The sequence below is a fragment of the Pseudomonas sp. 10-1B genome, from assembly GCF_000935045.1.
Taxonomy (GTDB): domain Bacteria; phylum Pseudomonadota; class Gammaproteobacteria; order Pseudomonadales; family Pseudomonadaceae; genus Aquipseudomonas.
On sequence record NZ_JYKS01000004.1, the window covers coordinates 38,190 to 53,427 of the forward strand.

The following is a 15,238-nucleotide window of genomic DNA, read 5'->3' on the forward strand; positions in this document are numbered from 1 at the left end:
CCAGACGCCTGCACACTGCTGGGAAGTAAGGAAACATGTGTTACCAAAAGATGCTTATTAATAGTGCACGGCATAAACGCTTCGCCACTTTTAGCAGCGGATCGTTATATAGTTTTCGCTTATCCAACGCCATTATCGACACGAATGACTCACCCATAAAAAAAACCGCCCCGAGGGGCGGCAAAAAGAGCAGGCCTTCGGCCCGCCATGGAGTTAACACCAGATTTAGGATATTTAACGTCACGAAAACGGAAGCATTCGGAAAAACGATAAAGCGCGTGACTTGCTATTTGTGTCAATGGGAATGAAGCATGCCCTGGGTGGAAACGCTCTTTGAGCGCTGAAGTGCACCATAGGCATAGAACAACTGGGCCATGGAATAAGACCAAACCAGGAACGCACAGGTCATGAATATCATCTTCGTGTCATCCCCCGGAATCGGAAAGAAGTCATACCGCAGTGCGATCGTCAGCCCCGCGGCCCCTCCCAGCAAGCTGGCCAGCGCGTGCAGCGACTCGCCGGCACGTACCAGCCGCCAGACAAAGTAGATCAGGAACAACGTGTACAACGACCACATCAACACATAGAAATAGGGCAGCAACTCTTTAAAGCCCGTCGACAGGTAGTAAATGGCCGTCGCGGCAAACGCGGCCAAAAACAATATCACGTCTTTCGCCGGCGAAGGCTTATAATTATGTGTCACGGCCATCAACCCGAGCGTTGCAATAACTGGCACGCCGACCCCGCGGGAAAACGCATCCAGAAAAATGGCGACATTATAATTGGCCTGCCACCCCGTGGCGATGAACGTCGTAAAGTTTGTTGCGGAAATACCGACAATCAAGAACTCCACGCCCAACAGATAATTTTTGCGCCTGATAAATGCAACACCATAACCCAGGCCACTCATCACCAGCAGCACGCATGCGATCAACGCAAACAAATCTATGAGTTCCACGATAACAGCCTCTGTAAAAAGGGTCGCGCCGTAGTTCTGCACGTACGGGCATAGAACACGCACATTAATTGCAATCAGCCCTTCCTGGCCTTGTCTTTACGCACTTTTCTATCGGTCCAGCCATCCAGCAACTTGGCCGCCGCAAAGGCAGCGTGTACGGCGCACCATTGCAAGGGTTCAGGCAGCATGGACGGCGTCTTGTGTTGCAGTGCCGCCAGCAGTTCAGGCGCCTTGCCGTTTATTTGCTCGGCAAACAGCTTGCCGATCAACGATTGCGTGCCCAGCCCGTGGCCTGAGCAGCCGGTGGTGTAGTAGATGTTCTGTTTCGCGCCCATGGCACCGATCACCGGCAGGAAGTCGTAGGCGCCACTGACGTAACCACTCCAGCAGTGCTGGACGCCAATGCCTTGCAATTGCGGATAGCGCTCGCGCAGTACCTGCGCCAATGCCGCGTAGGCGCCCTGGTCCGGGACATTGGGCGTCATCGATCCGTAGGCATAACCAAGCTTCTTGACGGTCAACACCATCGTGCCGTGCGCCGTCAGGCGGTGGCTCTCCATGGTGTAATGCGGCGTGATGATCCCTTCCCGCCCTTGCCAGCCGAGGGCAGCCAACTGCTTCGGCGACAGCGGTTGGGTTTCGATTGCCGACACGCGAATTGCCGCGACCTTGTTGCGCAACACCCCCAACTGCGGGGTATAGGCGTTGGTTGCCAGCACCATCACCGGGGCGGTTGCAGTGCCATGCGCAGTTTTGCAGGTAATGACCGACCCTTCGCCGAAGGACAGCAACGGCGTGCGTTCGTAGAGTTTCACCCCCATCTCGATGGCCGCGCGCCGCAGGCCGCCGATGTATTTCCCTGGGTTCAGGGTGCCACCACACTGCTCGGCGGCGAACAGAAAGGCCGGGGGGATGCCCCGCGCACGCATTTCGGCAGCGTCCACGAAGCGGCTCGCCGCCCCCAGTTTCTGGCCCAGCGCCATGTTTTCGCGCAAGCGCTGCTCCTGGCTGGGATGAACAGCCGCCCGGAGCACGCCCGAAGGGTTGTAGTCACAGTCGATACCCAAGGTTTTGAATCGACCTTCCACGTAGGGCACAGCCTCGTCATAGAATCTGACGAACTGCGTTGCCTGCTCCATGCCCACGCGCTTGACGAACATGTCGTACTCGATACCCATGCTGCCCAGCAGGTAGCCCGCGTTGCGGCCGCTTGCACCGAAGCCGGCGAAATCCTGCTCCAGCACGATGACATTCGCGCCGAGCGCCCTGAGCTCCAGCGCAGTCGACAGGCCGGCAAAGCCGGCGCCGACCACGATGACATCGGCCTGCACGTTTCCTTCAAGCGTTGGCTGCAAATCGCCCGGCCGCTCTACCCATCCACCCAGACTACGAAACTTCAACGGTGCTGCATCACCGTGGGTTTCTTTGTTCAATGCATTCATTTCCATGGTTCCTGGAATAGCGGCTGTGCCTTGCACCCTGGCCCGCCCCAAGGCGGCCCAGGTGCATCAGAACCCTTTGCCCGGCTCGGCGAACTCAGCCATGCCCAGCAGCTCTTGCGGGTCGCGCATCTGACCATCGATTTCTACCCAGCCCAGCAACGTGGAGCTGGCACTCCACCCCAGCAGGCGTTGCATTTCTGCAGGGAGCTGGCGAACGCGTTCGATAGGAATGGAAAGGAAGTGATTCTCTTCAAGGCGCAGGAAGGCCAGGTCGTAGGCCATCGTCAGGCCAGTGCGTGGCACGTCGGACGTGTTGGCACCGCCGCCGTGATACACCGACCCCATCCATAGCAACGCCGAGCCTGCCTTCATTTGCGCGGCGACAGTCTCTTCCTGGGTTGGCATACGCTCGTCATCCCACAGATGACTACCGGGGATGACCCGCGTCGCGCCGTTCTCATCGGTGAAGTCGGAAATGGCCAGCATCATCTGCAGCCGGGCCTCACGCCCGTACTGGGGATGCCGCCACAGTGAAGTCGCATCGTCACGGTGCAATGGCTGGAGGCCTTGGCCCGGCCCGATCTGGATGGCTTGGGTAATGCTGAGTTGAATATCAGGCGCCATTTCAATGCGATCACTGCCCACCCACACGTGGGTAGGCGTTTGCAGGATCTGCCGGGCCGCACCGATGAACAGCGGGTTCAGTGCCACCCCCACCGCCGTGTCGCTGCGCCCGATGATACGAGCGACACGCCGGGTCTGCGTGCCTGCGAAGTATGGGTCCACGCCGCAAGGCGTGGCCTTCAAGTAGGTGTCCAGCTCTTCGGTGAGGGACTTCAGCGTTGTTGGCGAGACGAAGTCGGAAATGATGACCCCACCGTCGCGCCGGATGATCTCTACCACCTGCTCGAGCGAGGCATCGCTGCTGACCGTCGAAAGTTTTCGTGCATCCATCTGCTTGCTACCTGTCTGGTTTGTCGTTGTTCTGTCCAGTGAGCCTCGGTATCACGGCTCGGCCGACCCGGTGCCAACCACAGCGGCAGCGCGCTATTCGCAAACGTCGCCCAGCGATGCCAGGGTGGAGACTTCATGATTACCGAACATGGTCATTTGATCAAGTCATTTGACTTATGTATTTTTCGTGGGGTGCCTTCCCCAGGAAATGGGATTGCCCCCGACTCATGGATCCAGGCATGACCTTGCGATAGCATTCGACACCGTCGACACCAGACCAGTAGGCTGGCGGCAATACCGAATAGGGAGAACGCTCAATGGCTCGGATAGGCGCTGAAGAGCGCAGACAGGACTTCATCGAGGCCACCGTGAAGGTGATCGCGGAACATGGCGTGGCCAATGCCACCACCCGACGAATCGCAGCGGCGGCAGACTCGCCCCTGGCTTCGTTGCACTATGTCTTCCATACCAAGGACGAATTGTTCTATGCGGTCTACGAGTCCTTGATCAACATGCCGCAACAATCGCTGCAACACGTACCGACAGGCGCAACGGCAGCGGAATCGGTGGGCGAAATGCTGCGCCAGCTGGTCAACTGGTTCACGGCCCACCCGGAAATGGCCACCACACAGTTCGAACTCTTTTGCTGGAACCTGCGCAACAACCCGGAGATGGCGACCAAGATTTATGCCGTGTCTATCGAAACAGCCCAGCAGGCGATCGCGAAGGTCACCGACGGCGCGCTTGACCAAACCGCACTGACCACCATCAGCCGCTTGCTGATCAATCTGTTCGACGGCTTGATGCTCGCCTGGTCCGCCCACGGCGACCGCGCGCGCCTGGATGCCGAGACTGAAGCGGCCTGCCAGGCGGTCAAGCTGCTGGTGGCCAGTTACTAAGGCGCGATGCGGATGTGCTGCGATGTGGCGCGGTGCATCCGGGCGTTTTGTGACAAATCCTCCAATGAGCGTGCCGCTCCCCCGCTGCAGTAGCGCCTTGATGCCCTTCCCACGTATGCATCGCCCCTCCCCACGGGAATCACGCACGGCCAGGTAGCCATTGCGTATACCAGTCGAATCAGCGATCCGTTGTCCGCCAAGGTGCAAATCATCCTAAAACGATAGCGACCTGGTGCATTTTGCACCTTGTTCCGCATGGTTGTCCGCCCTATTCTGGTCAAATGATCAAGTCAAAAGATCAGTCTCTATAACACAACAATTAGGAGGCGAGATGTCTTCTCACACTGCTCTTCCGGTTGAGCCGCTCGATATTTTGATCATAGGAGCCGGTGTGTCTGGCATTGGTGCGGCGGCTTACCTGCGCCGCCATCAGCCCCACAAGACCTTTGCGATTCTCGAGTCGCGCGAACGAATGGGCGGCACCTGGGACCTGTTCCGCTACCCCGGCATTCGCTCCGACTCGGACCTGTATACCTTCGGGTTCGACTTCAAGCCCTGGACCAAGGCCAAGTCCTTGGCGGACGCCGCGGACATTCTCGAATACCTGCGTGAAGCCATCGACGAGCACGCACTGGAACCCTTCATCCAGTACAAGCAGAAAGTCGTCTCGGCAAACTGGCAGAGCGGCAAAGGGCTGTGGTCGGTATGCGTCGAAGATGGCCACACGGCAGAAACCCGCACCATCGAGTGCCGCTGGCTGTTCAGCGCAGGCGGTTACTACCGTTATGACCAGGGGTTCAGCCCACGTTTCGAGGGCACGGAGCAGTTCAAGGGGCAGATCATCCATCCGCAACACTGGCCGGAAAACCTGGATTACACAGGCAAGCGCGTCGTCGTCATTGGCAGTGGCGCAACGGCCGTGACCTTGATTCCGGCCATGGCGGACAAAGTCGCCAGCATCACCATGCTGCAGCGCACCCCCTCCTACATCATCAACCAGCCCGCCAATGATTCCGTTGCAGCGTTTCTGCGCAAGATCCTGCCGGCGCAAACCGCCTACTCCCTGACGCGCTACAAGAACGCCAAGATTACCTTGGCCTTCTGGGGCTTCTGCCAGCGCTTCCCCAAGCTTTCGAAAAAACTGCTGCTGTGGCTGACCCGCAAGGAGCTGCCCAAAGACTACCCGGTCGACGTGCATTTCAACCCGCCCTACAACCCGTGGGACCAGCGTTTGTGCTCGGTGCCCGAAGGCGATCTGTTCAAAGCCATCAGTGCCGGCAAGGCCGACATCGTCACCGATCATATCGAGCGCTTCACCGAATCCGGTGTATTGCTCAAATCGGGCAAGACCCTGAAGGCCGATATCATCGTCACCGCTACGGGGCTGAACGTACAGCTGTTCGGTGGCATTACCCTGCACAAGGACGGCAAACCGGTAGTGCTCAGCGAGAGCCTGGCCTACAAAGGCATGATGCTCTCCGGTGTGCCCAATTTCGCCTTCGCCGTGGGCTACACCAACTCATCCTGGACCCTGAAGGTATGCCTGCTGTGCGACCACTTCTGCCGCTTGCTGGGGTTCATGGACCGTGAGGGCTACAACGTCTGCGAGCCCAAGGCGCCGGCCGGGATCGAAACCCGCCCCTTGCTGGACTTTGGCGCCGGCTACGTGCAACGCGCCTTGGACAGCATGCCGCGCCAAGGGCCCAGTGAGCCCTGGGTGATGTCGATGGATTACTTCCGCGACGTCAAACTACTGCGCCGCGGAAAGGTTGCCGACAAGTGCCTGGCCTTTACCGCCGTGCCCAATATGCACTTGCACAACGGCGTCGCACTGCAACCACAGAGTGCGCGGCGATGAGTGCCGATCAGTTCTGCGAAATTGCCAGCCAGCGCACCCTTTGCTATCGCAGCCACGGGCCTGAAACGGCGCCTGCGGTCATCCTCATCGTCGGGCTGGGGTTGCAGTTGACCTATTGGCCGCAGCCGATCATCGCCGGCCTGGTCGAGCAGGGGTTTCGCGTCATCACCTTGGACAACCGCGACTCGGGCCGGTCGTTCTTCACCGACGTTGCGCCTCCCACGGCCATGCAGCAGTTCTTGCGCAAGCGCACCCCCGGCTATGACCTGGGCGACATGGCCAACGACGTGATCGGGCTGATGAACGGCCTGAACCTGGAAACGGCGCACGTGGTGGGGATGTCGATGGGCGGCATGATCGCCCAGACACTCGCCGCCCGTTACCCCGAGCGCATCAGAACGCTCACCTCGATCTTCTCGACCACCGGCTCGCTGCGCGTAGGTCAGCCTGCGCTCAAAGCCCTTTTCCAGCTCCTGCGCCGCCCGCCGCGTAACCAGCAGGAAAGCGTTCGGGACTACGTGGACATCATGCGCCTGATCGGCTCGACGCTCGAATGCAACGAGCAAGCCTTGCGTGACTACGCCCAGCAGGCCTGGGAACGCGGTGGCGGTGAGGCGAGCAACCTCGGTACCGCCCGGCAGATCGGCGCCATCATCAACTCCGGCGACCGCACCCAGGAGCTCGAGCGGGTTCGCTGCAGCACGCTGGTCATCCATGGGGACAAAGACCTCATGGTCGCGACCACCGGAGGGTTCGCCACGACTGCGGCGATTCGCCAGTCAAGCTTGGTTCTATTGCCTGGGATGGGGCACGACTTCCCAACCTGCCTGTCGGGCACGCTGCTTTCCCTGCTGGCAGGACACATGCGTTAGCACCGTTTCCCTTTAGGGGCGTGTTGCTTGGCCGCCCCTCTTTTTGTTCCACCAGAGGCTTCTCGCAGCAGGTTTCACCCAAACACAAAACAACAACATTCCGGCTTGTACGAAGCGGTCAAGCCACACATCACACGCCTGAGCTGTCACGACGGCCGGGCGCGGTGCTCCTCCACTGCCCTTTCAACAACGACAACAACTGAGCAAGAGGTACGTATGGAATTCAAGTTCTTACTCCCCACCAAAGTCGTGATGGAGCCAGGCCTGCGTGAGCGCACTGGCGAGCATCTGCGTGAACTTGGCCTCAAGCACGTCCTGATCGTGACGGATGCCGGGGTCAAGGCCGCAGGGCTGTTGACCAGCGTCTATGCCAGCCTGGAAAAGTCGGGCATTTCGTTCGATGAAATCGCGGACGTGAAGGCAAACCCTCGCAGCGAAGACATCAACCAGGCGGCGCAGCTGTACCGCGGCAAAGGGATCGAGGGCCTGCTGGCCATTGGCGGCGGCAGCGCGATGGACGCGGCCAAGGCCATCAGCCTGTTGCTGACCCACGAGGGCCGGATCGAAGACTACGAGGGCTCTTTCACCCTCAAGCACGCCATACCGCCTATCGTGGCGATCCCGACCACCTCTGGCACCGGCAGCGAGGTGACGTGCTTCTCGGTGATCACCGACACCGCACGTCATTTCAAGATGAACGTGCTGGATTACCGAATCGGCCCGGTGCTGGCCCTGCTCGACTCCAACATCACCACTACGCTGCCGTCGTCGATTGCCGCGGCCACCGGTATGGATGCCCTCACCCACGCCATCGAAGCCTACACCTGCCGCGTGTCGAACCCGATCAGCGACGGCCTGGCGCTGCACGCCATCCGCCTGATCAGCCAATACCTCAAGCCTGCCGTGCTGGAGCCAGGCAACCTGCACGCCCGCGAGCAAATGCTGGTGGCCAGCCTGATCGCCGGCATGGCCTTCGGTAACGCGGACGTTGGCAGCGTGCACTGCATCTCCGAAGCCATCGGTGGCATGTACGACACACCGCACGGCGTGGGCAACGCGATCTTCCTGCCGTTCGTGTTCGGTCACAACCGCGATGCCGACATCACCCGCCACGCACAGGTTGCCTATGCACTGGGGATCGACCCCAACCTGTCGCCGTTCGATGCCGCCGAGGCTGCTGTCGGCTACCTGTTCCAGATGAGCAAGGACCTGGGCATTCCCCGCTTCGCCGAGGTCAAGGGCGTGCGCGAGGAAGACTTCCTGAGCATCGCTGAAAAGTCGAAGAAGAACTTCTCCGACGGCAGCAATGCCAAGGAAATGACCGTGGAAACCTACCGTGAAATCGTCGCCACTGCTTACCACTTCGTAGCGTGAGGGCCGTCAGTCATGAGCGAGTCAACTCCTGGCGCTTCGTTGAAGCGCACCCTGGGCCCGTTTTCGGTGCTGCTGTTCGGCCTGGCATTCCTGGCCCCGTTGATCGTCTTCGGCACCTATGGCGTGATCACGCAGGCCAGCGGCAACACCACGGCGATGGCCTACCTGATCGCGGCGACCGGCGTGGTGTTCACGGCGCTGAGCTACGGCCGGCTGGTCAAGGTGTTCCCGGTAGCCGGTTCGGCCTACACCTATACCCGCAAGATGCTGAGCGCGAACCTCGGTTTCATGGTGGGCTGGGCCGCCCTGCTCGATTACTTCTTCATTCCGATGCTGATCTGGCTGCTCGGCGCCAGCTACCTCAACATGGCCTTTGCAGAAGTGCCGCAGTGGGTGTGGATCACCGGGTTCATCGTCTCCACCTCGCTGCTCAATGTCCTGGGCATCCAGGTGGCCAACCGCTTCAACGTGCTGCTGATGGTCGTGCAGTTGGTCATCATCGTCGTGTTCATCGGCCTGTGCGTGCACTACATCGTGGCGGCCAACGGCCCTGGCGGGCTGCTGTCGGCCAAGCCGTTCTTCAACCAGGACGTGCCCTTCGCCACCAGCATGGCCGGCGCCGCGATTGCCGCGTACTCGTTCCTGGGCTTCGACGCGCTGTCCACGCTCAGCGAGGAAACCCGTGACCCGGCCAGGACGCTGCCACGTGCCATGCTGCTGGTCGCGTTGATCGGCGGTTCGGTCTACGTCGGCTCCTCGTACTTCATGTACCTGGCACACCCCTCCCCCACGTTCGAGCTTGTGGACGGGGCCGCCTTCGAAATTGCCCGGATGATCGGCGGCGATGTGTTCTTCGCCGTGGTGCTGGCGGGGATCATCATCGCCCACTTCGCTGCGGGGATGTCGTTCCAGGCCAGCGTGGGCCGGTTGCTGTACGCCCTGGGCCGGGACAACCAACTGCCGCGCAAGTTGTTCGGCGCCCTGCATCCTCGCTACAAGACCCCGGCCTTCAACATCTTGCTCTGCGGCATTTTCGGCACCGCAGGTTTTGCCCTGACGATCGCCACCGCGACGTCCCTGGTCAATTTCGGCGCGTTTCTCGCCTTCACCGCAGTCAACCTGTGCGCGTTGCGGCTCACCTTCGATGCACGCGTCAAGGACGGGGCTGGCCTGCTGCGCGGGGTGCTCTTCCCCCTCATCGGCCTGGTCACGGCCGGCTGGATGCTGGTCAGCCTGGATAAAGACGCGCTGATCATGGGCTGTAGCTGGCTCGCCCTGGGCGCGGCCTACCTCGCCTGCCGGACCAGCTTCTTCCGCAACCCGGTGCCCGACGCGCTGGCGTAACGGCCGCCGTCCCATCGGATGCCCTGACGACAACTACAAGGCAAGGCCCTGGCCTTGCCGTTCAATGGCGAGAATCGACATGCAAACAAAACTCCTGATCAATGGTGCCCTGGTGGCCGGCGAAGGCGAAAACCTCGCCGTGTACAACCCGTCCCTGGGCAGCGTCCTGGTACAGACCACCGAGGCCAGCCGTGCCCAGGTCCATGCCGCGGTGCAGAGCGCAGATGCGGCTTTCGACGCCTGGTCGCAAACGCCGCCCAAGGACCGCGCGGCACTGCTGCTCAAGCTCGCCGATAGCATCGACGCCCAGGCACCGGTGTTCGCCCGCCTGGAGGCGGACAACTGCGGCAAGCCTTTCACTGCCGTGCTGCAAGACGAACTGCCAGCCGTATCCGACGTGTTCCGCTTCTTTGCCGGTGCCGTTCGCTGCCTGCAGGGCTCGGCGGCAGGTGAGTACATTCCGGGCCACACCTCGATGATCCGCCGCGACCCGGTAGGCGTGGTTGCCTCCATCGCACCGTGGAACTACCCGTTGTTGATGGCGGCCTGGAAACTCGGCCCGGCCTTGGCCGGCGGCAACACCGTGGTCCTGAAGCCCTCCGAACACACGCCGATGAGCACCTTGAAACTGGGCGAGCTGCTCGCCGACATCTTCCCCGCCGGCGTGGTCAACATCGTCCATGGCCGCGGCGCCTCGGTGGGTGAACCACTGACCAGCCACGCCCAGGTGCGCATGGTGTCGCTGACCGGCTCGGTGCGTACCGGCAGCCAGATCATCGAAGGTACGGCCGACAGCGTGAAGCGCATGCACATGGAGCTGGGTGGCAAGGCACCCGTACTGATCTTCGATGACGCCGACATCGACGCCGCCGTCGAAGGCATCCGCGCCTTCGGCTTCTACAACGCCGGCCAGGACTGCACCGCCGCGTGCCGCCTTTATGTGCAGAAAGCGGTCTACCCCGAGTTCGTTCGCAAGCTTGGCGAAGCCGTCTCCAGCATCAAGTGCGGGCTTCAGGATGACCCGGCAACCGAGATGGGCCCGCTGATCACCAAAGAGCACCTGGAGCGTGTCGAGGGCTTCGTCAACCGTGCCAGGGAGCTGCCTCATATCGAGGTGGTCACCGGCGGCAAGCGCGCCGCAGGTGACGGGTTCTTCTTCGAGCCGACGGTCCTGGCCGGCGCCACACAGAAGGATGAGGTGGTGTGCCGGGAAATCTTCGGCCCGGTGGTGACGGTTTCGTCATTCGAGGACGAAGCCCAGGCACTGGCATGGGCCAATGAATCGGACTACGGCCTGGCCTCGTCGGTGTGGACCGCCGATGTGGGGCGCGCCCATCGCCTGGCCGCCCGCCTGCAATACGGCTGCACCTGGGTCAACACCCACTTCATGCTGGTGAGCGAGATGCCCCATGGTGGGGTGAAGCTGTCCGGTTATGGCAAGGACCTGTCGATGTACGGGCTCGAAGACTACACCGTGGTACGCCACGTGATGTTCAAGCACTGATCGCCCACGTTGCCCAGATCATTTTCAAGAGGTTATGCATGAACAACATCGAGACGTTCGAGAGGCTCGAGTCCAACGTGCGGATGTACTGCCGTGACTTGCCGCTGGTGTTCGATACCGCCCAAGGCAGCAAGATCCGCGGCGAAGATGGCCGCGAATACCTGGACTTCTTCGCCGGCGCCGGCGCCCTGAACTATGGCCACAACGACCCACGCATGCGCGATGCCCTGATCGGGTATCTGTCGTCCAACGGCGTGGCCCATGCCCTCGACCTGCACACCACCACCAAGCGCCAGTTTCTGGAGGCGATCGAACGTGACCTGTTCAAGCCACGCGGCTGGGACTACAAGGTCCAGTTCACCGGCCCGACCGGTGCCGATGCCGTCGAGGCGGCGTTGAAGCTGGCGCGCAAGGCGACGGGGCGTACCAAGGTCGTATCGTTCTACGGGGCTTACCACGGCATGACGGCCGGCGCTCTGGCCGTCACCGGCAACCGCACCCGTCGCGGCCCTGGGCTATGCACCGACGTGGTGTTCGTGCCATACGAAGACAGCCCCTACGGTGAGTTCGACAGCATTGGCTTCCTCGAGCGCCTGGCCAACGACCAAGGTAGCGGCTCGGAATTGCCGGCGGCGGTGATCGTCGAGTCGGTACAGATCCAGGCGGGTGTCTACCCGGCCTCCAACGACTGGCTGCAACGCTTGCGCAAGTGGACCAGCGCTCACGGCGTGCTGCTCATCTGCGATGAGATCCAGGCCGGCTGCGGCCGTACCGGCGATTTCTTCGGCTTCGAGCGCTCCGGCGTGGTGCCAGACCTGATCACCTGCGCGAAATCGATTGGCGGTTTTGGCCTGCCGATGGCGATCGTGTTGATTCGCGCTGGGCTGGATGTGTGGCAACCGGGCGATCACATCGGCACCTTCCGCGGCAACCAGCTGGCGTTCCTGACGGCTCAGATCGCGCTCGGCTATTGGCGCGATGAGCCGTTCCTGACGTTGCTGGCCAACAACTGCGCGGCCATGGAGCGCGCGGTAGCCGGTTTTGCGGAAATCCCTGGCGTCGCGTCCGCGCGCTGTCGCGGCATGATCGCCGGCATCGACTTCGGCCGCGGCAACGTCGCGTTCGCCAAGGATGCCCAGCAGCGCGTGCTGCAGGCGGGTGTGCTGGTCGACCGCTGCGGCCCGAACGGCGAAATCATCAAGTTGATGCCACCGGTGAACACCCCGACCGACCAGCTCGAAGAAGGCCTTGAAGCCTTCGGCGAATCGGTCGCGGCAGTGCTGAGCCAGTAACTGCACGGGCCTGCCGTGCGGCCTGTATCGATACAGGTGCCGCACGCAGGCTCATCGCATGCAGTCGACAACCCGTCCATGGCAGGAAATAACGCCAATGAGCAACGTCACTTCAACCGTTCAGAATGACCTGGCTTCATTCATTCATCCCAACACCAACCTTGCGCTGCACCAGGAAGTCGGGCCACTGGTGATCGCCAGAGGCGACGGCGTGCGGGTCTTCGACGAACAGGGCAATGCCTACATCGAAGCCATGTCGGGCCTGTGGAGCGCTGCCTTGGGCTTCAGTGAACATCGCCTGGTCGACGCCGCCGTCGAGCAGTTCAAGCAACTGCCCTACTACCACAGCTTCAGCCACAAGACCAATGCGCCTGCGGCAGCGCTCGCCGCCAAGTTGGCAGAGCTGGCGCCGGGCGACCTGAATCATGTGTTCTTCACCAACTCAGGCTCCGAAGCCAATGACTCGGTGGTGAAAATGGTCTGGTACGTGAACAACGCACTGGGCCGGCCCGCCAAGAAGAAATTCATCTCTCGCCAGCAGGCCTATCACGGCGCCACCGTCGCCGCAGCAAGCCTGACCGGTATCCCGTCGATGCACCGTGACTTCGATCTGCCGGCCATCCCGGTTCATCACCTGACGTGCCCGAACTTCTACCGATTTGCCCGGAGTGGAGAAACCGAAGAGGCCTTTTCGGCCCGCCTGGCCAATGAACTGGAGCACTACATCCTCGCCGAAGGGCCGGAAACCATCGCCGCTTTCATCGGCGAGCCGGTGATCGCGGCGGGCGGTGTGATCCCTCCTCCCACAGGCTACTGGGCGGCGATCCAGGCGGTGTGCAAACGCTACGACATCCTCGTGGTGATCGACGAAATCATCACCGGCTTTGGCAGGCTCGGCACGCTGTTCGGCTCTCAGCTGTACGGTATCCAGCCCGACATCATGGTGCTCTCCAAGCAACTTACCTCCTCCTACCAGCCGCTGGCGGCCGTGGTGGTGTCCGATGCCATCAATGATGTGCTGGTGAGCCAGAGCCAGCGCCTGGGGGCGTTCGCCCATGGCCTGACCTGCACCGGCCACCCTGTCGCCACCGCAGTCGCGCTGGAAAACATCCGCATCATCGAGGAGCGCGACCTGGTTGGCCATGTGCAACGCTTGGCCCCGGTGTTCCAGCGCCACCTGCGCGCGTTCGAAGACCACCCGTTGGTCGGCAACGTCCGAGGCGTCGGGCTGATGGGCGGGATCGAACTGGTTGCCGACAAGGCCACCCGCCAACCGTTCGCCCACCCAGGTGCGTTGGGTGGCTACGTGTTCAAACAGGCTCACCAGCACGGGCTGATCATTCGCGCCATCTACGACACGATCGCCTTCTGTCCGCCGTTGATTACCACGGCGGAGGATATCGACGCGATCTTCAGCGCATTCGAGCGGACGTTAGCTGACGCCACGGACTGGGCTCGATCACAGCACCTGCTGTGAGCAAAAGGCTGCACTTGTTGGAAACCACATAAAACAATAACCATGAGGGTTTGACCGTGCGCAAACACAATGATGAAAGCTTCGAGTTCGATGTGTCCGTGGTCGGGCTCGGCGCCATGGGAACGATCATGGCGCAAGCGTTGCTCAAGCAAGGCAAACGCGTCGCGATCTGGAACCGATCGCCTGGCAAGGCCGCAGTGCTCGTCGCCGCCGGCGCTCACCTGTGCGACAGCGCCGAAGCCGCGCTGGCCGCCAGCCCGGCAACGATTTTCGTGCTTCTGGACAACCAGGCGACCCACGAGGTGCTGGGGATGCCAGGGGTGATGCACGCGCTGGCCAATCGTACGGTCATCGATTACACGACCAACGCCCAAGACGAGGGCCTGGCGCTTCAGGGCCTCGTCAATCGGGCGGGCGGCCATTACGTCAAAGGGATGATCGTGGCCTACCCGCGCAACGTCGGCCATCGCGAAAGCCACAGCATTCATACCGGCGATGGGGAAGCCTTCGAGCGGCATCGGACGCTGCTTGAAGGGCTCGCCGGGCATACGGTGTTCCTTCCCTGGGACGAAGCACTGGCCTTTGCGACCGTGCTCCACGCCCATGCGTTTGCCGCGATGGTGGCTTTCTTCGAGGCCGTGGGCGCGAGCGAGCGGTTTGGCCTGCCGGTTTCGACGACGGCCCGGCTCCTGATCGACACCTCACGCTTTTTCGTCGCCGACACCCTGGAGGACGCGGCACGCCGGCTCGAAGCGCAGGACTTCGCGGGCGACCAGGCGAGGCTCGATGTGCACGCAGACGCCTTCGCGCACATTGCCCAATCCTTGCACGCACAAGGGGCGTGGACGCCGGTCTTCGACGCGGTGTGCCAAGTCGTGCAACGCGCGGCCTCGATGGGCTACGGCGACCAGGATATCGCAGCGATCACCAAGTCATTTGCCCGTGAGAAAGAGCCAGGACAATAACCTAATGTCGGTCAGTTAAGCCATTTGGGGCCGCTGTGCGGCCCATCGCAGGCAAGCCAGCTCCCACAGGGACTACGCAAAGCTTGAGATCTGCGCGGTACCTGTGGGAGCTGGCTTGCCTGCGATGGGCTGCAAAGCAGCCCCAATGGCTGCCACTACGGCTTAACTGACCGACATTAGGGCAATAACCGTGCTTTCTCGGATCGAACCCGAAGACAACAACTATAAAAACGCTGGAGGATCATATGCGCCGATTTGGTTTTCTACTGGCTGTGTTGACGCTGGCCATTTTCCTGAGT

The 15,238-nt window shown here is 61.5% G+C and carries 12 protein-coding genes; 9 read left to right on the forward strand and 3 right to left on the reverse strand.

Annotated features, from left to right (window positions below; genetic code table 11):
- Positions 1–295: 295 nt before the first annotated feature.
- The 3 genes from TZ03_RS02150 to TZ03_RS02160 form a co-directional block, all read right to left on the reverse strand.
- Positions 296–943: a hypothetical protein gene (locus TZ03_RS02150; RefSeq protein ID WP_053388395.1), complete on the reverse strand. Its 648-nt coding sequence runs from the start codon at positions 941–943 to the stop codon at positions 296–298.
- An 89-nt stretch (positions 944–1,032) separates the two neighbouring features.
- A complete protein-coding gene (locus tag TZ03_RS02155) occupies positions 1,033–2,400 on the reverse strand; it encodes an NAD(P)/FAD-dependent oxidoreductase (RefSeq protein ID WP_051095524.1) in 1,368 nt (455 codons plus the stop codon).
- Positions 2,401–2,466: 66 nt separating this feature from the next.
- The gene (locus tag TZ03_RS02160; RefSeq protein ID WP_051095525.1) at positions 2,467–3,354 is read right to left on the reverse strand and encodes a phytanoyl-CoA dioxygenase family protein; all 888 of its coding nucleotides are present in this window, start codon (positions 3,352–3,354) and stop codon (positions 2,467–2,469) included.
- Positions 3,355–3,671: 317 nt separating this feature from the next.
- On the opposite strand from TZ03_RS02160, the gene TZ03_RS02165 reads away from it, so the two are divergent.
- The 9 genes from TZ03_RS02165 to TZ03_RS02205 all read left to right on the forward strand — a co-directional run bounded on the left by TZ03_RS02165 (position 3,672) and on the right by TZ03_RS02205 (position 14,939).
- Entirely contained in the window at positions 3,672–4,253 is a 582-nt protein-coding gene (locus tag TZ03_RS02165) for a TetR/AcrR family transcriptional regulator (protein ID WP_051095526.1), read from the forward strand.
- Between the two features lie 331 nt (positions 4,254–4,584).
- Positions 4,585–6,111: a flavin-containing monooxygenase gene (locus TZ03_RS02170; RefSeq protein ID WP_051095527.1), complete on the forward strand. Its 1,527-nt coding sequence runs from the start codon at positions 4,585–4,587 to the stop codon at positions 6,109–6,111.
- Positions 6,108–6,983 carry an alpha/beta fold hydrolase gene (locus TZ03_RS02175; protein ID WP_051095528.1) on the forward strand — a complete coding sequence of 292 codons (876 nt, stop codon included), beginning with the start codon at positions 6,108–6,110 and terminating at the stop codon, positions 6,981–6,983. Before TZ03_RS02170 ends, TZ03_RS02175 begins: the two co-directional genes overlap by 4 nt.
- Before the next feature lie 216 nt (positions 6,984–7,199).
- Positions 7,200–8,357 (forward strand): iron-containing alcohol dehydrogenase, encoded by a 1,158-nt coding sequence (locus TZ03_RS02180; RefSeq protein WP_051095529.1) that lies wholly within the window; start codon positions 7,200–7,202, stop codon positions 8,355–8,357.
- A 12-nt stretch (positions 8,358–8,369) separates the two neighbouring features.
- Positions 8,370–9,701 (forward strand): APC family permease, encoded by a 1,332-nt coding sequence (locus tag TZ03_RS02185; RefSeq protein WP_051095530.1) that lies wholly within the window; start codon positions 8,370–8,372, stop codon positions 9,699–9,701.
- 79 nt (positions 9,702–9,780) lie between these two features.
- Positions 9,781–11,205: a gamma-aminobutyraldehyde dehydrogenase gene (locus TZ03_RS02190; RefSeq protein WP_051095531.1), complete on the forward strand. Its 1,425-nt coding sequence runs from the start codon at positions 9,781–9,783 to the stop codon at positions 11,203–11,205.
- 38 nt (positions 11,206–11,243) lie between these two features.
- Positions 11,244–12,497: a diaminobutyrate--2-oxoglutarate transaminase gene (locus TZ03_RS02195; protein WP_051095532.1), complete on the forward strand. Its 1,254-nt coding sequence runs from the start codon at positions 11,244–11,246 to the stop codon at positions 12,495–12,497.
- 97 nt (positions 12,498–12,594) lie between these two features.
- A complete protein-coding gene (locus TZ03_RS02200; protein ID WP_051095533.1) occupies positions 12,595–13,974 on the forward strand; it encodes an aspartate aminotransferase family protein in 1,380 nt (459 codons plus the stop codon).
- A gap of 56 nt (positions 13,975–14,030) precedes the next feature.
- Entirely contained in the window at positions 14,031–14,939 is a 909-nt protein-coding gene (locus TZ03_RS02205) for an NAD(P)-dependent oxidoreductase (protein ID WP_051095781.1), read from the forward strand.
- Positions 14,940–15,238 lie beyond the last annotated feature (299 nt).